Raw genomic sequence first — 18,360 nt, 5'->3', positions numbered from 1 at the left:
GGCCAGCCCGACGGGAGCTCCCTGTTTATCTAGCGCGATATCCTTCAGGAGTCTCATGCGATGGATGCAATCATTCTCGACCTCGGCGGCGACATCAAAGGCGACAGTCTGCTCGAGGGCTACAAGGACAAGATCGAAGTCATGTCCTACAGCCACAACGTGGCCATGCAGGTGACCAACGACGTCAGTAACTCGGAACGGACCTCCGGCAAGCCGCACATCGGCGAGTTCACGCTGACCAAATTCGTCGACAGCTCCACACCCTCCCTCAATGAATACTGCTGTGCCGGCAAACCGATCCCGGAAGCCAAGATCACCATCGGCCGTAACGCCGCCGAAGGCAGTGGTCAGCTGATGCCGTTCATCATCTACACCCTGACCAACGTGGTACTGTCCAACGTCAGCGTCAGCGGCGGTACAGGTGGCAAGCCCGTGGAAACCCTGTCGCTGAACTTCACCAAGATCAAGTGGGAGCTGACTGCGCAGAAAGACGACGGCACCAAGGAAGGCACGGCGGCCTCGACCTGGGACATGGCCGCCAACAAGCTCGTCAAGTAACCGGGCGCGTCGGCCATGGCAGGCACCCGCCTCCTCCCGCCGCTGTTCGAGCGACTGGCCGCAAGCGAGGTCGACACGTTGCGCGTGTTCGACCTCCAGGACCTGCTCGACTCGATCCGCACGGAGTTGCTGCGCCTGTTCAACACCCGACGCGGCCCTCACATGCTCACCTCCCCGCCGAGCATTCTCGACTACGGCATCGCTGACTGGACCGCCCTGCAACAGCAGCGCAGCGATGACCGTCGCCTATTGACGCGACAGGTGCGCGAAGCCATCAACCATTTCGAACCCCGCCTGCGCCTGGGCGAAGTCCAGGTCGACCCGGTGCCCGGCCGCCCGCAGCAACTGAGCATTCGACTGGTCGGGGAGCTGCGCAGTGGCCGCCAGCACTGGCCTGTGGCCTTTGTGATCGAGCGGGCCGGCGATGGCCTTGAGGTGCGTCATGAGCGACTCGATTGACCCGCAACTGCTTGATTACTACCAGCGGGAACTGACCTGGCTGCGCCATGCCGGCGGTATTTTCGCCGAGCGCTACCCCAAGGTTGCCAGGCGGCTGGAGTTGTCCCCCGATGAATGCCCCGATCCCCACGTCGAACGGCTGCTCGAGGGGTTTGCACTGCTGGCGGCCCGCCTGCAACGCCGGCTCGATGACGATTACGCCGAATTCAGCGATGCCCTGCTGGAACAACTCTATCCATTGGCGATGCGCCCCCTGCCGTCCTGCGCCATCGTGCAATTCGAACCGGACCCGAGCAAAGGCAATCTCGACGGCGGCTACCCATTGCCACGCGACACGCCGTTGTTCGTCACCACCGGCAAAGGCGAAAGCATCCACTTTCGCACCAGTGCACCCGTGCGTCTGTGGCCGCTGGAAATCACCGAACCGTTGCTGCTGGGCAGCGACGAAGCCCAGGCCCTTACCGGGGTTGTCCAGGCGCGTTCGGCGCTGCGACTGGGCTTGCGCTGCCTCGGTGACAGTCAGTGGTCAACGCTTTGCGTCGAACAGTTGCGCGTGCACCTCAGTGCATCCCCGGTGGTCAACGCCTGCCTCTACGACCTGCTCGGCGCCCACGCCGTGAAGGTCCTGGCCGGCCCCGTCGGCAGCGTGCCGAAAGCCCTTGCGGGGCTGCCGCAGATCGTCGGTTTTACCAGCGATGAGGGTTTGCTGCCGGACGAGGATGGGGTGCACCCGGCGCGGCGCCTGCTCGCCGAGTACTTTGCCTTCCCGGACAAATTCAACTTCTTCGACCTGCCCCTGGCAGGCGCCACCAGCGACAGTCAGGCGCTGTACCTGTACATCGTCTTCGACCGCGCCCCAGGCAACCGTCTGCAGCTTCAGGCCAGCGACTTTGCATTGGGCTGCACGCCAGTGATCAATCTGTTTCCGCGAACCTCGGAGCCGCTGCGCCCGGACGGGACCCGCAGCGAATACCGCCTGGTCGCCGACAGCCACCGGGAAAACAGCGTCGAGATCCATAGCATCCGGGCGATGCGTGCCACTTCCAGTCGCGGGGTTCAGCGAGTGCCGGCCTATTACGGCAGCCAACATGGCAACGCCGATAAACAGTGCTACTGGCACGCCCGACGTGTCAGCGGCATGACCCCCAATCGCCTCGGCACTGACCTGTTGGTGAGCCTGGTGGACACTCGATTCGAACCATTGTCAGAGGCCATCGACTACAGCCTCACCGCCGAACTGCTCTGCACCAATCGGCATCTGGCGCAGAGCCTGCCGGCCGGTACACCGTTAGGCTTCGAACGTCCGGGCCCGGTGGCCTGGGCACGACTGCGCAACCCGCCGGGCCCGCAAAGCGTGCCACGGCTGGACGGTGAGTCGCGCTGGCGCCTGGTCTCGCAACTGACCCTCAATCATTTGTCGCTGGTCGAAGGGCCACAGGCGCTGGACGCACTCAAGGAAATTCTCCAGTTGCACAACCTGCGTGACGAGGCCAGCGCCTGGCGGCAAATCGAAGGCTTGCGCGGCCTCGCTTGCGAACGCGTCATCGCCCACATCGGCGAAGACGCCTGGCGTGGCTGGCGCAATGGGCTGGAGGTGCGCCTGCAACTCGACCCGCAGCATTTCGTCGGTAGCAGCGCCGTGTTGTTTTCAGCGGTGCTTGCACAGTTCTTTTCCCTTTATGCCACCGCTAACCGTTTTGTGCGCACGGTGCTGGTTCAATCAGACAGGGAGGTGAAGACATGGCAACCCCAAGCCGGCATGCCACTGTCCCTCTGAGCCTGAGCCAACGACTGCGCAAAGAGCCGCAGGCGTTCGAGCTGTTGCAGGCGCTGTTGCTGCTGGAGCTCGAACAACCGCAAGCCCAATCCCTGGGCAGCGGCACCGCCCCGCAAGCAGAAGCACTGCGCTTGCGTGGCCCCTTGACGCCGCTGTTTGCCGCCAGCGAAATCGAAAGCCTGACCCAGGAACCCGGCCAGCAACCGGTCCTCAGTACCCCGGTGTTTGGCCTCGGCGGGCCCGACGGCCCGCTGCCCTACGCCTATCAGGAATGGTTGCAGCAACGCGCGCGGGCCAAGGATTACGCGCCCGCTGAATTTCTCGACCTGTTTCAGCACCGGCTGCTGAGCCTGCTGTACAAAGTGATGCGCAAGCACCGGATCGCCGCAGGATTCACCGCGCCGGGTGCGTCTGCGGTGCAGGCACAATTGCGGGCCCTGACCGGTTTGCTGCCCAAAGCCTTGCAGGAGCGTCAGGCGGTACCCGATTGTGCCGTGCTGGCGTGCAGCGCCCTGTTTGCTGACGGGCGCCGCTCACTCGCCGGTTTTGCCGCGATCGTGCGCGAACAGTTCGAACTGCCGGTTGAACTCAGCGCCTATCAAGGTGCCTGGCGAGAGATCCCGTCCGCCAGTCGCAGCCGCATGATCCCCGGCGGTCGCAATCTGCAACTGGGTCGCACGGCAGTGGCCGGCACCCGGGTCTGGGATGAGCACGCAGGCATTCGTCTGACCCTTGGCCCGCTGACCTCTGCCCAGGCCGCGCGGTTCCTGCCCGATGGCGAATCTCACCCGGTACTGGCCAGCCTCAGCGCGCTGTATTTCGGCCCGGACCTGGATTGCACATTGGTGTTGCTGGTACGCGGTGCCGGCCCGATCAGACTCGGTCGTCAGACACCGCCCCTGCTTAGCTGGAACGGCGGCCTGCAACGCCAGACCAGCCTGGCGGTGCAACGCATCGAAACCCGTCTTCGTCAGCTGGAGATCACCTGAACATGGAACTGGCCAGCCTGATCGGACGCCTCAACCCGGACAACCGCCGCGCCCTGGAACGGGCCGCGCAACGCTGTCTGCAGCGAGGCCACCACTACGTGGAAATCGAACACCTGCTGCTGGAGCTGCTCGACATCGAGGGTGGAGACTTCGCTTATCTGTTGCCGCGCTTCGGCCTGGAGCGCGACGCCTTGACGGCGGAAATCAACAAGGCGCTGGAGCTGTTCAAGTCCGGCAGCACGCGCACCCCGGCATTGTCGTCGCACACCACCGGGTTGCTCGAAGACGCGGTGGTGCAGGCCAGTGTGCTGGGGCTGGAGAGCATTCGCTCAGGCTTGCTGCTACTGGCCTTGATCGACCGCGACGAGCGCCGCAGCCTGTTGCTCAACAGCGCGTCATCACTGTTGAAGATTCCCCGAGAGGCGCTACGCAGCAACCTGCTGGAGTGGACCGAAAGCTCTCGCGAGCACGTCGGCGGTAAACGTGCGGTGAGTGCCGGCAACCCCACGCCGAAGCAGGATTCAGTGCTGGACCAGTTCACCCAGGACCTGACAGCCGACGCTCACGCCGGGCGCATCGACCCCATCGTCGGGCGCGACGGCGAGATTCGCCAATGCATCGACATCCTGCTGCGCCGTCGGCAGAACAACCCGATCCTGGTCGGTGCGCCGGGCGTGGGCAAGACCGCCGTGGTCGAAGGCCTGGCCCTGCGCATCGCTGCCGGCGATGTGCCGCCGTCCTTGCAGGACGTCAGCTTGCGTGTACTCGATCTCGGCTTGTTGCAGGCCGGCGCCGGGGTCAAGGGCGAGTTCGAACAACGCCTCAAAGGGGTGATCGACGCAGTGCGCGGCGCCGACAAGCCGATCATTCTGTTTATTGACGAGGCCCACACGTTGATTGGCGCTGGCGGCGCGGAAGGCGGCAGCGATGCGGCCAACCTGCTCAAACCGGCACTGGCCCGTGGCGAGTTGCGCACCCTGGCTGCCACGACCTGGCTTGAATACAAAAAATATTTCGAGAAAGACCCGGCCCTCGCCCGCCGCTTTCAACTGGTGCAAGTCGAGGAACCGGACGAAACCACAGCGGTGGAAATGCTCCGCGGGGTTGCCGCCAAACTCGAACAGCACCACGGCGTGCAGGTGCTCGACGCGGCGATTCATGAAGCGGTGAAACTGTCCCATCGCTACATCTCCGGGCGCCAGCTACCGGATAAAGCCATCAGCGTGCTCGACACCGCCTGCGCCCGGGTCGCCCTTGGCCAGCACGACGTGCCGCCACCGCTGGAAAGCCTGCGTCACCGGCAGAACAGCCTCAAGGACGAGGTCGAACGCCTGCGTCGCGAACAGGCCACCGGGCTCGATCACCGCGAGCGCATCACCCTGCTGGAAAGCGAATCCGCCAGCAACGTGCAGGCCATCCGCGAACTGGAAACCCGCTGGAACGAAGAACGGGTCGCCGTGCGCGAACTGCTGGAAACCCGCAGCCAATTGCTGACCTTGAGCGAACGCGCCGACAGCGACAAACCCGACGAAGCCATCGACAGTCGCATCGATCATCTGGCCGCCGAACTGGTACGACTGGAGGCCGGGCTCGACGCGATCCGCCAGGACGACCCGCTGGTGCCGGAACAGGTCGACGGTAAAACCGTGGCCGCCGTCATCGCCGGCTGGACCGGCATCCCGGTCGGCAAAATGCTCGCCGACGAAGCCCACGCCGTGCGCACCCTCGGCCAACGCATGGGTCTGCGCGTGATGGGTCAGAGCATCGCGCTCGGCACCATCGCCCAGCGCCTGCAGGCTTACCGCGCCGGACTCACCGACCCGCAAAAACCGGTCGGCGTGTTCCTGCTGGTCGGACCTACGGGCGTCGGTAAAACCGAAACCGCCTACGCATTGGCCGACGCGCTGTATGGCGGCGAACGCAACCTGATCAGCATCAACCTCTCGGAATACCAGGAAGCCCACACCGTCAGCCAACTAAAAGGCGCCCCGCCCGGTTACGTCGGTTATGGCAGCGGCGGCGTGCTGACTGAAGCGGTGCGGCGCAAACCGTATTCGGTGGTGTTACTCGATGAAATCGAAAAGGCCCACCCGGATGTGCTCGAAGCCTTCTACAACGTGTTCGATAAAGGCGTGATGGAAGACGGCACCGGATTGGTGGTGGATTTCAAGAACACCGTGATGCTGGCCACCAGTAACGTAGGCGCCGAACTGTTGCTCGACACGCCGGTGGCGCAACTTGGAACCGATACCTTTAACGAGGCCTTGCACAAGGTGCTGCTGCAAGCCTTTCGCCCGGCCTTTCTGGCGCGGATGACCGTGGTTGCGTATCGACCGCTGGATGAGGCGACGCTGGAAGGAATTGTGTTGGCGAAGCTGGAGAAACTGCGCGGCCGGTACAAGGCGGCGACCGGCAAACAGTTTGAGTTCGATGCCGGGATTGTCCAGGCGGTATTGGCCAAGTGCAGTGCGGCCGGGGCGCGGGATGTCGAGAATGTCTTGATGACGCAGGTGACGGGGAAGTTGGCGGAGTGGGTATTGGAGTGAAGTCGAATTTACTGATCAATCCGAAAATATTCCATCTGCTAAACAATATGTCCAAAGGCAATTTTATTAAATCACGGAGGATACAAATGCCCCACATCAGTACCGCCGGAATTCATCGTGAAATTGCCAGAGAACTCGCAATGGCGTGCATCTATCAGTTTGCCGACATTAGAGGTCCTGGAAATGGCGTAGGTAATGGGTCTTGTTGTGCCAGCATCAAGATACTTGCCCACTCTATATTCGGCACACCCGACTATCGATTTGGACAAAGTCAGGCTCATCTACTCGATTCAGATGCGATACAAGCTGGAGGCCTTTTCAATCCAGATCACCACGCAGAGCGGCAGGCACATAATGCCGGCAACCTGGCAGGCGGTTATCACCCCTATATGTTCGTGGAGTTGGCGCCCTGCGCCGGAGAAAATGGTTGCGCGGCATGGTGCGCAGCAACCATCCCGGCAGTCACCGTGTGGTGGCTCTATCCGGACACGGTGACCATGGAGATTGCACATGCAGCGGGTATTGATGCGCAGTTCGCTGCACTCAATATCGCACTTCCCTAAAAAGAAAGAAGAGTAACAAAAATAGAGATACCCCCTTTCAATCTGGCAAGACAGCCCTACGAAGAAAGATGGAGGTGGACAATGGCATACGACGATCTGGATATATCCCATCGCTTCAATACTGCAGTCAACACAACTGCCGCACGCATCACAGCTAACCCTAATGTTGATGCCTATGACCACGCGGCCTATACCGTCGGGTTGAAAGCTGCCGTGGCGGGCTACGCGGCGGCAGTGACCGGCGCGATCAGTGTCGACGCAAGAATTGTTATTGCGCAAAATCAAAACACCCTTGCTCAGGCCCCCAACTGGGGAACCGTAGCGGCATGGCTTGCGGCGGGCAGCACTGCCTATTGGGTACATTTTTTCAGCAATAACATGCCTGCCGCAGCGGCTTACCGTTGCTATGTCTGCTGCAATCTCGCCGATACCGGCAACATGCTTACCGCCCTGCTCGGTGCCTATGCAGGGGGACGCACCCTCTATTTCAAAGTGGCCACCCATGATGAGGCGACGATGCGTAACGACACCATCGTGTCCTGGCATGACACCTTGCAGGATGCGGTACTTTGGGCCAATACCGCTAGCGCAAACCCCGGGTGGCTCAATGGCCGCGCCCCGGGCGGAACCTTTGGCGGTGTTCTGACCGACTCAGTTGGGATTGACGCGGAAGTCGCGGGGCAGACTTCAACTAACAAAATTGCGGAAAAAGCCATGGAAAAGGTTTTGCGAAACAATCCCTATATCTAAGTCATGGGAGAAAAAGGAAAAGGGGTCGAGGGAGGATGTATTTCATGTCGCCCTAAATTCATTGATCACTGTTTGAGGTTGCTCAATGCCCCGCACCATCGACAGCAACACCAGCCTCTCCCTCACCGCCACCTCGCTGTCGGCGCTTTACCCTGAGTCGCTGTCCGGCGAAGAAACGCTCAATGCACTCGGCTCGCAAACTCTCAACGGCCTGAACGACGGCACCTCCCTCACCCTGACCACCGCCGTCGCCACCCACGTCACCACCACCCTGCACAACGACGCAAAAACCCGACCCTTCGACGCATTGGTCGCCGAAATCCGCCAGCTTCCTGCGGACGCCACCGCCGAGCGCTATCAACTCGTTTTACGGCCGTGGCTCTGGTGGCTGACCCTGGCCAGTAACAACCGCGTATTCCAGAACCTCAGCACTTCAGACATCGTCACCACGATTTTCAAGGCCCACGGCTTCACCGATTTCACGCTGAAACTCACCGGCAGCTACACCCCGCGCGAGTACTGCGTGCAGTACGGTGAAAACGATTTCGCCTTCGTTTCGCGGCTACTGGAAGAGGAAGGGATTTTCTGGTTCTTTACTCACGAAGACGGCAAACACACGCTGGTGCTGGGTGACAGCAACGATGCCTTCCCACCCATCCCGAACGGGCCGAAGGTGAATTATCTCGGCCAGCAAATGGGCGAACGTGAACTGCATGGCATCCGCAGCGGCCAAGTGTGCATGCAAGCCGTAGCCGGCGTTTATCGGGCAACGGATTACGAGTTCACGACATCGACCACTTCACTCTACAGCCAGGCCGAAGCGGTCGCCGGGCCACGTTCGATCTACGAGCATCCCGGCGGCTACAACGCCAAGGCGCGCGGCGATGCGTTGACCAAACAGAGGGTCGACGGGCTGCGCAGTCAGGAGAAACGCTTTGTCGGCGAAAGCGACTGCCGCTGGCTGGTGCCCGGGCATTGGTTCACCCTCGCCGGCCATGATGATGCGAGCCTGAATATCGATTGGGTGGTGCTGTCCGTGACCCATGAGGTCAGTCACGAAAACTATCGCAATCGCTTTGTAGCCATCCCCAAGGCCACGCCATTTCGCCCGGCGCGAACAACGCCAAAACCACGCATGCACACCCAGACCGCCATCGTCGTGGGCAAATCCGGCGAAGAAATCTGGACCGACGAATACGGCCGGATCAAATTGCAGTTTCCCTGGGATCGCGACGGCAAGAACGACGAAGCCAGTTCCTGCTGGGTGCGCGTGGTGTTGCCCTGGAGCGGCAAGGGTTTCGGCATGCAGTTCGTGCCACGGATCGGCCAGGAAGTGATCGTGACCTTTATCGACGGCGACCCCGATCGGCCACTGGTGACCGGTTGCGTCTACAACGGCGACAACGCCCTGCCCTATGCGCTGCCGGCCAATCAGACCCAGTCCGGGATCAAGACCCAGTCATCCAAGGGCGGCGGCGGTTTCAACGAGTTGCGCTTCGAGGACAAGAAGGATGCCGAGGAAGTGTTTCTGCAGGCGCAGAAGGATTTCAGGATCAACGTGCTCAACGACACCACGGCCACCGTCGGCCACGACGAAACCCTGACGGTGCAGAATGCGCGCACGCGCACGGTGAAGGAAGGCGACGAGACCGTGACCCTGGAGAAAGGCAAACGCAGCGTGACCATCCAGACCGGCAGCGACAGCCTTGAAGTGAAGGACAGCCGCACGGTGAAAGTCGGTGCCGACCAGACTCACAGCACTGGCGGCAACTATGAGCACTCAGTCTCCGGCAACTACAGCCTGACCGTGGACGGCAACCTGACCATCAAGGTGAGCGGCACCCTGACCCTGCAAAGTGGCGGCAGTTTTGCGATCAAGAGCGGCGCGGACCTCGCCGCCGAGGCCAGTACCTCGGTCAGCCAGAAAGCCGGCACCTCCTTGAGCAACCAGGCCGGCACCGCGCTGGAAAACAAGGCGGGCACGACGCTGACCAACGATGCCGGGATCAGCCTGGTGAACAAGGCCGCCGCCGAGCAAACCGTCGACGGCGGCGGCATGCTGACCATCAAGGGCGGGTTGGTGAAGGTCAACTGAGGAGGGTCAGGCAATGACATCGGGCAAACTCGATCTGGAGCGTGGCGACAGCCACCTCGACGGGCGCTTGCTTGAAGGCCGGCTGGAAGGCCCGCTGCACATCAAGGACGCCGGACGCCCCCAGGCGAACCTGAGCTACAGCCAGGGCGAACTACAAGGCACGAGCCTGCTGTATTACCCCAATGGCACCGTCTCGGCGCAACTGCCTTATGTGCATGACAAATTGCACGGCGTGGCCAGTTTCTTCGCGCCCGAAGGCAGCTTGCAACGCAAGGCGACTTATCGCCGGGGCCTGCTTCACGGTGAAGCGAACAACTATTTCCCTGACGGGCAATTGGCCGAGACTCAGTTTTACCGAGATGGCGTGCGCGAGGGGCGTTATCAGCGGTTTCACCCCAACGGTAAAACCGCCGTCCAGGCGCGGTATCTCAATGGTCAGTTGCTGGAACCGGAACAGGGTTTCGCCACCGATGGGCGACCGCTGGGCGCCGAGGGCAAGCCGATCTCGAGGGTGCGTTGGTGGTTCAGGCGCTGGAATGATCCGGCTGAGGCCTGAAGACTTGCATTGGCTCAGATGCCCCCATCGCGGGCAAGTCGGATCGCCGCACCGCCGCTCCCACAGTGATCGCTGTGGGACTCAGGGAATGAGCATCTGCATCTGCCCGGGCATGACAATCTTGATCACCCCGGCCCAGTTGCACATCAACGTGCTGTTGGCGTCAATCGCCGGCATGTTGCCCAGCAGCACCGTGGGTGCCCCGCCCGGTATCCATGGCGTGGCAGTCGCCGGGATGCAAGGCATCGGTGTCAGCACCCCCAATGCCGCAGCGGTGGCGGCCGCGACCATCGGGTTGGCCAGGCTCGTGCACACACCGAAGGGCATGATGTTGACCAGCGGGATGTGATCCATGATGTTCGCCGCCGGCAGGCCAGCGGTCAGTGTGCGATTGACCGGCAGCACGTTGAGCACGGCCGGCGCCGCACCAAAGCTGCATTGCAGGGTGGCGGTGGCACAGACTTGCGGACAGCCCATTTCAAACCTCCTTCCTGGAAGTATCGCGTCCCCTGAACCATAGTCCGCCGGGCGTGTTCTCGCACATCAGGAACGTTGATTATCCGGCAACACGCTAACCTATAAGACCGTGCCACGCTTGTGGCACGCCTGTCTCAGCATTAGATTAGCAAATGATATCTGGCCTCCAAAATAAGCAGAAGGGATAAGCATGGCGCTTACTGACCAGTCCACCCGCATCCGCACCGGCGAAGAACTCGATGCCAGCCTGATCGATCCGTACCTCAAGGCGCACATTCCGGGTTTGAGCGGATTGCCGCAGATCAGCCAGTTCCCGGGGGGCGCATCGAACCTCACGTACTTGCTGGAGTACCCGGAGAAGGAATTCGTCCTGCGTCGCCCGCCCTTCGGCCACAAGGCCAGGTCGGCTCACGACATGGGCCGTGAATTCCGCATCCTCAACCAACTGCGCGACGGTTTTCCGTACTGCCCCAAAGCCTATGTGCACTGCACCGACGAATCGGTGATCGGTGCCGAGTTCTATGTCATGGAACGGGTCAACGGCATCATCCTGCGCTCGGACCTGCCGCCGGAACTGGGCCTGGACTCGGCGAAAACCGAAGCCCTGTGCAAGAGCTTCATCGACAAGTTCGTGGAACTGCATCGCGTCGACTACAACGCCTACGGCCTGGGCGACCTGGGCAAACCCGAGGGTTATGTGGCGCGGCAGATCAAAGGCTGGAGCGATCGCTACGAAAAAGCCCTGACCCCCGATGCGCCGCAATGGGAAGTGGTCAAGGCCTGGCTCAACGACAAGATGCCGGCCGACCATCCGACCTCCAGCATCGTGCACAACGACTACCGCTTCGACAACGTGATCCTCGACCCGAACAACCCGATGCAGATCATCGGCGTGCTCGACTGGGAGCTGACCACCCTGGGCGATCCGCTGATGGACCTGGGCAACACCCTCGCCTACTGGATCGAAGCCAATGACCCGGCGCCGGTGCAGATGATGCGCCGCCAGCCAAGCCATGCACCGGGCATGCTGACCCGCCGCGAATTCGTCGATTACTACGCCGAACGCTCGGGCATCGGCATCGACAATTTCGACTTCTACTACACCTACGGCCTGTTTCGCCTGGCCGGCATCGTGCAGCAGATCTACTACCGCTTCTACCATGGCCAGACCCAGGACAAACGCTTCGCGCAGTTCATCCACATGAACAAGCTGCTGGAGCAGATGAGCCTGCAGGTCATCCACAAATCCACCCTGTGAACCTGATACTGCTCGATTACACAGAACCCTGTAGGAGCGAGCTTGCTCGCGAAGATCGCTAACGATAACGCGCGCTCACTGACCCGACACAGTGCCCCCTACCGACTCGATAACAAGGAAATCCCATGTCCAAGACTCAGTTGTTCGACCTCGACGGCAAGATCGCTTTCGTCTCCGGCGCCAGCCGTGGCATCGGTGAAGCCATCGCCAAACTGCTGGCCCAGCAAGGCGCCCACGTGATCGTGTCGAGCCGCAAGCTTGAAGGCTGCCAGCACGTGGCCGATGCGATCATCGCCGCTGGCGGCAAGGCCACCGCCGTCGCCTGCCACATCGGCGAAATGGAACAGATCAGCCAGGTCTTCGCCGGCATCAAGGAACAGTTCGGCCGCCTCGACATCCTGGTCAACAACGCCGCGACCAACCCGCAGTTCTGCAACGTGCTGGACACCGACCTCGGTGCCTTTCAGAAAACCGTCGACGTGAACATCCGCGGCTACTTCTTCATGTCGGTCGAAGCCGGCAAGCTGATGCGCGAAAACGGTGGCGGCAGCATCATCAACGTGGCGTCGATCAACGGTGTTTCGCCGGGTATCTTCCAGGGCATCTACTCGGTGACCAAGGCGGCGGTGATCAACATGACCAAAGTGTTCGCCAAGGAGTGCGCGCAGTTCGGGATTCGTTGCAATGCCCTGTTGCCGGGTCTGACCGACACCAAGTTTGCTTCGGCGCTGGTGAAGAACGAGGCGATTTTGAATACTGCGTTGCAGCAGATTCCGCTCAAGCGGGTGGCGGATCCGAGCGAGATGGCGGGGGCGGTGCTCTATTTGGCAAGTGATGCGTCGAGTTACACCACTGGGATTTCGTTGAATGTGGATGGTGGGTTCTTGTCCTGACATGGTTTCCGAATGAAAGAAAGGCAGTCTATTGACTAATGCCAGTCAGTTAAGCTGACTGGCATTTTTCTTTCTAATCGGATACTTCGGGGATTTGAGTCGGATGGCTCGGGGATAAACACGCTCCTCTCTCCGATGAGGCAGGACATAGTGCGAGGCTGAGGCATGCAGCTCGGCCAGGTACTTGGGGATGTTCCCGGAACGGTCGGCCGAGACGCCGTTGATAAACCATAAAATTGCCCACGTACATGCGGTAAAGCTCATTTCGCACGGGTATATACCCGAACAGTGGCGGCTCATTTCCACCATCTGGTAGCGCAACAGGTTGTAGCCCAGCAACACTCCCCACAGTTCCTGCTCGATCATCTCGGGTGTCTTGCTGCGCAGCGTACAGCTGCTGTTGAGCAACGTCTGTTTCATCTCCCGAAAGCCTAATTCGATCTCCCATCGCTGGCTGTACAGGTCGACGATTTCATCGGATGGGAAGCGCAGCGGATCGGCCATCGAGGTCAGGATCTGACACACCTTGCCCTTGACGGTTTTGCTCAGGAGCCGCGCAGTCAGGCGCTCCGGCAGCCCTGGCCATTGCTTGCGGGCCTGCGGCGAAGTGCTCAACGAGACCACAGCATCCTGGCGGCCCAAGCGTTGAATTACTTCGTACTGCGCCCCTTTGCGCAGTGGCATCAGCCAATGGCGCTCGGTGCCTGCTTGCTGCCACTGATGCAGCAAACCCAGGGAGTAAAAGCCGCGGTCGAACAACGTCAGCGAGTGATCGGGCGTGGTATCAATCAGTTGTTCCGCCAGTTTCATTTCGTTGCTGCGGTAACCGTCAAACGCACTGCCAATCAGCAAGTGGCTGGTCAACTCCATCTGGCAGACCATGCGTACCTGAGGGAAACCCGTATCGCCATGCTGGTTGCTGGCGGAGTCGTAACGTGCGCGGTTTTCCGGTGTATCGGGCGTTCGCCAGACGACACCGTCGACGCCCAGCAAGCGCAAACCGGCCCAGGTCGGATGACTGGCTGCGTCACGCCAACTTTGTTGAGTCAAATGGAAGACCTGTCGGACAGCCTCGCTGCCCAACCGCTGACGGGCTTGAACCACAGCACTGGGCGCCACCAATGGGCGTTGCCCTGGCAGTATGATGTTCATGCGGCTGACCACATCCCACGCCGACATGCGTCGAAAGAACGCCATGGAAATCACGCACCAGAGCATCATTTCCAACGGCAAGCGCCGCTTGCGCAGGGTCGCTACGCCTGCCTGCTCCAGCGCCTGTTCGACCAAAGAAGGATCGAGCAAGGAGTCCAATCCCTCGATTGAGTTGGGGGTGGAGGCGATGTTGTGGGTCAGTTCCAGTGCCCGAGCGAGACGCATAAAAAAATCCGATGCCAGTACAGGCATCGGATTTTGATTTCTTGCGGCCAAAGGTCAAGCGAGAGGGCTTAACTGATCGGCATTAGTCCTTGACTGCCTTTTTTTCAGTGAATGGCTGACCCGATAGCTTCCTGCGCATCAGAATTATCTTGTAGTTTTTAACGCCAACTTCCCTAACTACTCAAACATCAGTAAAGTTGCACTTCGTTGTAGAGAAACAGTGAATTATACGCTTCTCCAATCTTTCAACTCAATTAATGCGCACCTTTAAATCCACTCTTGCACTGCCTTCTGGAACATATAACCACGCGAAAAAGTCACGCAGACCAGGCGTTCTGTAAATGAAGGAAACGGACGCCTTCCCATTAGAATCTGTTTTGATAATTCTGGTCTCGTGCTCCGGCGCAACGAAACGCATATCTGCATTAATTATCGGTGTTCCATCTGAATATTTCACCACAACGCCAAGAACGAACTGCTCGTTAACAGAATACCGAACTTCTTCCAACGGTAGGGGTAGGTAGTTACCCGACGCATCGCAGAATCTGAAAATGTGGTGCCCTAATCGGTTGCTCGGAGTTCTTAGCATCGCTTTTTTTTGAGCACTAAACAAGCCAAGTATAAAGCTCCCAGCCAGCTCCAGTGAGCTATTTTGGCCAGTGACTATCCATCTGTGCGCCGTGGATAACTGTAGAAAAGCTCTTTCACAAGTAACACCTATATGCGGTCCTGATTTATGAATTAGTTCGAGCGCCAAAGGAGCGCCAACCAGAAGGTCAGAGTTTTTGTAACCCAGCGTCAGGGTTCGAGCCTGTCCCGCGATGAAATCCCCCCCATGCTGCGGCATAGGATCGCCATCCAGCAAGATAGTTACTTCTTCATCGAGATTACTGGAAAGCAACTTGCTGATCGCAAAAGTAAATGGACTAGTCATCCCTTGCGCTTTCAACTCCAGCTGAAAAGTTCCGCGTTTTACTCTCCCCGTCACCTTCCACAGGTAGGCAAAGATTGTTATGTCACTACCGAAAGGCGGCTCACACGACAAGTTGTCTATATCGAGACCACTTTTGATCGTACAGTTCAGCGAAATCGGTAATCCTTTAAGCGGACTACCTGGTTTTGGCGTCAATGTAATCCATTCTGTTTTATCGTGAAAAAACCAACTGCCTCCAATGGTTGGGTCGACGCCCCCAATTTTTACGTCAGCCTCATCCGCCAGATTGTTCGACAGCAACTTGCTGTCAGCCATGGTAATCGGTGTGGTCATGCCCTGGCCCGCCAACGCCAGCTGGAACTTTCCGCTTTTTGTCCTCCCCGTTACTGCCCAGCTATAGGTGGTTTGCTCAATGCCGAAGGCCGGTGTGCTCACCACGTTGGCGATATCCAGTCCGCTTCTGATGGTGCAGGTCAGCTTGACCGGCAGGCCGGCCAGTGGGCTACCGGTTTTGGGGGTCAACGTCACGGTTTGCCGCTTGTCCCGGAAAAACCAATTGCCCTCGGCAGGCACGGCAACGCCGTCAATCTTCACGTCAGCCTCATCCGCCAGATTGTTCGACAGCAACTTGCTGTCAGCCATGGTAATCGGTGTGGTCATGCCCTGGCCCGCCAACGCCAGCTGGAACTTTCCGCTTTTTGTCCTCCCCGTTACTGCCCAGCTATAGGTGGTTTGCTCAATGCCGAAGGCCGGTGTGCTCACCACGTTGGCGATATCCAGTCCGCTTCTGATGGTGCAGGTCAGCTTGACCGGCAGGCCGGCCAGTGGGCTACCGGTTTTGGGGGTCAACGTCACGGTTTGCCGCTTGTCCCGGAAAAACCAATTGCCCTCGGCAGGCACGGCAACGCCGTCAATCTTCACGTCGGCCTCATCCGCCAGATTGTTCGACAGCAACTTGCTGTCAGCCAGGGTAATCGGTGTGGTCATGCCCTGGCCCGCCAACGCCAGCTGGAAGGTGCCGCTTTTGATTTTCCCGGTCACTGCCCAGCTATAATTCGTGGTTTGCTCACTGCCGAAGGCCGGTGCGCTCACCACGTTGGTGCTATCCAGTCCGCTTCTGATGGTGCAGGTCAGCTTGACCGGCAGGCCGGCCAACGGGCTACCGGTTTTGGGGGTCAACGTCACCGTTTGCGGCTTGTCCCGGAAAAACCAATTGCCCCCGGCAGGCACGGCGACGCCGTCAATCTTCACGTCGGCCTCATCCGCCAGATTGCTCGACAGCAACCGACACCCCAGCGGCAACGACTGCTCCACTTGGGGAATGTCAACAAGCAACTCAAACAAACCGCTTTGGGTTCGCCCACCGGTTACCGTCCACTGCAAACCTGCCTGTGTGAGCGGTCGTGCCTGGTTCAACGCAGGGTTATACGTCATGCCCAACTCTGCGCCACTGCCTTTTTTCAACGCGACATTCAGCCCAATCAATGAGCTGGCAGCCTTGGGGACGAGTTCTACTGTGTAAGTGCCTGCACGAAAGAACAGCAGCTCAGGTCGAGCCAGGTCGACAGGCTGACCATTGATCTTGAGCGATTGAATTTCATCGGCAGTGATTTTCGACAGCACCCGACTTTCGATGGTTAACGGTGTTTCGACATCGGCACAGACGACCCGCAACGTAAACACACTACTACGATCACCGCCGGTCACCTGCCACTGCAGCTTCAGATTATCCGGGACTTTTCGAAGCGTTTTGAGGGGCGGGTCATAGGTCATGCCCGGGTTGCCGGTTTCCTCCAGCGCCACGCTCAGCCCACGCATGGACTCTGCAAAGGTTATGTTGAGCGGACGCGTTTCCTTGCTGAAGAACACCGCGCCGAAGTCTGAAACTTCACGTCCGCTCACCTCGATTTTTGCGACTTCATCCTTCAGGTTCGCAGAAAGCAGATGCCCGGTGATTTCCCAGTCGCGCTTGAGTTTCGAGCAGTGCATTTGCAGCTTGAACAAACCGCTGTTGGCAGTGAGGGGTGAGGTCAGATTCCATGTCAGCTCGGTGCCCTCTATTAGGCGTTCGACATTCAAATCCGGACTGAACGTAAGCCCCAGGGCTTTGGCATCTGCAGATTTCACAGACACGGATGCCCCTTTGAGCAACTGGTTTGCATTCAGCAATTTCAGTGACAGCGGTTTCCCACGCGTGCAGACCACGCCTCGCTCAAGCACATCGGATTCAGTCTTGCCGTTGACCTGTACCAGCGCGTCATTGCCCCACGGGGTGAGCGCCAAGGCATGAACCGGAATCTCTTTACGGAAGTAGCCTTGCTCATAATAGAGGCTCGGCACAGTGACGTTGATGAGGTGAGTCCCGGCCTTTGTTGGCTTGAAGTTGTAAGGTGTGACCCAACCTGTTGCATCAGGATCGGCCGGCTGAAGGTCTTGCTCTTCCAGTTTCCATTTCGCCGGAAATGACATCGCCTCTTTTGTGTAGTAAGAAATTTCCCGCGCCTTGAGGATCGTCTCTTCGCCGTACTCAATCACCTGAAATTGCTCGTTGCCGCTGGCATCGACAAAATCGATCCGATGATGTCCCAACGACACATCGACCTTGTACGCCGGTGACGTGAACTCGGTTTGAGCCCACAGCTGAAACAACTCCTCTTTAGCATTGGCCGGTAACAGTACGCAGTCGATAAACCAACTTACACCCTGCTCGCTGAACGTTTGAGCCACTGCCGGATCGATCTGAAGCATCGCCGAATCACCTTTATGGTGAAGGGTAATTTGCTGATTAACCCAAGCGCTGTCGGCGTCAGCCTTTATTTCAAACTGGTGAGTTGCACCGTAGCAGAGATATAAAGGCTCACCCGCCATCGAATTAGAATTGCGAATACCTGTCATTGCGACATCTCCCGATCATTGCAGCAGAGTGAAAAAACGGTGTGTTTTCACTATCTGAGAAAGGTCAGGACGCGCCTACTGCTATAAATGACAGTTTTATAGATCCGTTGGCAATAAGAGCAATTAAAGTCGTAACACAACAACAAAAACACAGCCACCGCGGACAGCGTCGCAGCCACCGCGGCACACTCAAGCGACGGCCAGTGATCAGCACCGCCGCACCGTCGAACGCC

At 59.3% G+C, this 18,360-nt stretch carries 14 protein-coding genes; 11 read left to right on the top strand and 3 right to left on the bottom strand.

Features of this window, described 5'->3' with window-relative positions:
- Window positions 1-60: 60 nt before the first annotated feature.
- The 9 genes from ACLD1X_RS13680 (at window position 61) to ACLD1X_RS13640 (ending at window position 10,293) form a co-directional block, all read left to right on the top strand.
- Window positions 61-558 carry an Hcp family type VI secretion system effector gene (locus ACLD1X_RS13680; protein ID WP_007906301.1) on the top strand — a complete coding sequence of 166 codons (498 nt, stop codon included), beginning with the start codon at window positions 61-63 and terminating at the stop codon, window positions 556-558.
- A 15-nt stretch (window positions 559-573) separates the two neighbouring features.
- Window positions 574-1,017: a type VI secretion system baseplate subunit TssE gene (gene tssE / locus ACLD1X_RS13675; protein ID WP_429368386.1), complete on the top strand. Its 444-nt coding sequence runs from the start codon at window positions 574-576 to the stop codon at window positions 1,015-1,017.
- Window positions 1,001-2,794, top strand: a complete 1,794-nt coding sequence (tssF, locus tag ACLD1X_RS13670) for a type VI secretion system baseplate subunit TssF (protein ID WP_429368384.1) — start codon at window positions 1,001-1,003, stop codon at window positions 2,792-2,794. Before tssE ends, tssF begins: the two co-directional genes overlap by 17 nt.
- Window positions 2,758-3,783, top strand: a complete 1,026-nt coding sequence (gene tssG, locus ACLD1X_RS13665; protein WP_429368382.1) for a type VI secretion system baseplate subunit TssG — start codon at window positions 2,758-2,760, stop codon at window positions 3,781-3,783. The genes tssF and tssG overlap by 37 nt, the downstream gene beginning before the upstream one ends.
- A 2-nt stretch (window positions 3,784-3,785) precedes the next feature.
- On the top strand, window positions 3,786-6,329 hold the full coding sequence (tssH, locus tag ACLD1X_RS13660; RefSeq protein WP_429368380.1) for a type VI secretion system ATPase TssH: 2,544 nt from the start codon (window positions 3,786-3,788) through the stop codon (window positions 6,327-6,329).
- 86 nt (window positions 6,330-6,415) lie between these two features.
- Window positions 6,416-6,892 carry a hypothetical protein gene (locus tag ACLD1X_RS13655; RefSeq protein ID WP_429368378.1) on the top strand — a complete coding sequence of 159 codons (477 nt, stop codon included), beginning with the start codon at window positions 6,416-6,418 and terminating at the stop codon, window positions 6,890-6,892.
- Between the two features lie 81 nt (window positions 6,893-6,973).
- Window positions 6,974-7,642 carry a hypothetical protein gene (locus tag ACLD1X_RS13650; RefSeq protein WP_429368376.1) on the top strand — a complete coding sequence of 223 codons (669 nt, stop codon included), beginning with the start codon at window positions 6,974-6,976 and terminating at the stop codon, window positions 7,640-7,642.
- A gap of 85 nt (window positions 7,643-7,727) precedes the next feature.
- On the top strand, window positions 7,728-9,737 hold the full coding sequence (tssI, locus tag ACLD1X_RS13645) for a type VI secretion system tip protein TssI/VgrG (RefSeq protein ID WP_429368374.1): 2,010 nt from the start codon (window positions 7,728-7,730) through the stop codon (window positions 9,735-9,737).
- A gap of 13 nt (window positions 9,738-9,750) precedes the next feature.
- A complete protein-coding gene (locus ACLD1X_RS13640; RefSeq protein ID WP_429368372.1) occupies window positions 9,751-10,293 on the top strand; it encodes a toxin-antitoxin system YwqK family antitoxin in 543 nt (180 codons plus the stop codon).
- Window positions 10,294-10,374: 81 nt separating this feature from the next.
- On the opposite strand, the gene ACLD1X_RS13635 is transcribed toward ACLD1X_RS13640, so the two are convergent.
- Window positions 10,375-10,770, bottom strand: a complete 396-nt coding sequence (locus tag ACLD1X_RS13635) for a DUF4280 domain-containing protein (RefSeq protein WP_429368370.1) — start codon at window positions 10,768-10,770, stop codon at window positions 10,375-10,377.
- A gap of 190 nt (window positions 10,771-10,960) precedes the next feature.
- On the opposite strand from ACLD1X_RS13635, the gene ACLD1X_RS13630 reads away from it, so the two are divergent.
- The gene (locus tag ACLD1X_RS13630) at window positions 10,961-12,028 is read left to right on the top strand and encodes a phosphotransferase family protein (RefSeq protein WP_429368368.1); all 1,068 of its coding nucleotides are present in this window, start codon (window positions 10,961-10,963) and stop codon (window positions 12,026-12,028) included.
- Window positions 12,029-12,153: 125 nt separating this feature from the next.
- The gene (locus ACLD1X_RS13625) at window positions 12,154-12,921 is read left to right on the top strand and encodes an SDR family oxidoreductase (RefSeq protein WP_429368366.1); all 768 of its coding nucleotides are present in this window, start codon (window positions 12,154-12,156) and stop codon (window positions 12,919-12,921) included.
- Window positions 12,922-12,966: 45 nt separating this feature from the next.
- Here the strand turns inward: ACLD1X_RS13625 and ACLD1X_RS13620 are convergent, their stop codons facing one another.
- Both ACLD1X_RS13620 and ACLD1X_RS13615 read right to left on the bottom strand, forming a co-directional pair.
- Window positions 12,967-14,298, bottom strand: coding sequence for an IS4 family transposase (locus ACLD1X_RS13620; RefSeq protein WP_429368364.1), 1,332 nt, complete (start codon window positions 14,296-14,298; stop codon window positions 12,967-12,969).
- A gap of 250 nt (window positions 14,299-14,548) precedes the next feature.
- Window positions 14,549-18,127 (bottom strand): hypothetical protein, encoded by a 3,579-nt coding sequence (locus ACLD1X_RS13615; RefSeq protein WP_429368362.1) that lies wholly within the window; start codon window positions 18,125-18,127, stop codon window positions 14,549-14,551.
- Window positions 18,128-18,360: the final 233 nt, after the last annotated feature.

The organism is Pseudomonas sp. 18173, from assembly GCF_050432945.1.
Classification (GTDB): Bacteria; Pseudomonadota; Gammaproteobacteria; order Pseudomonadales; family Pseudomonadaceae; genus Aquipseudomonas.
Note: the sequence above shows the minus strand (reverse complement) of the source record. Positions and strands in the feature narration are given on the sequence as shown.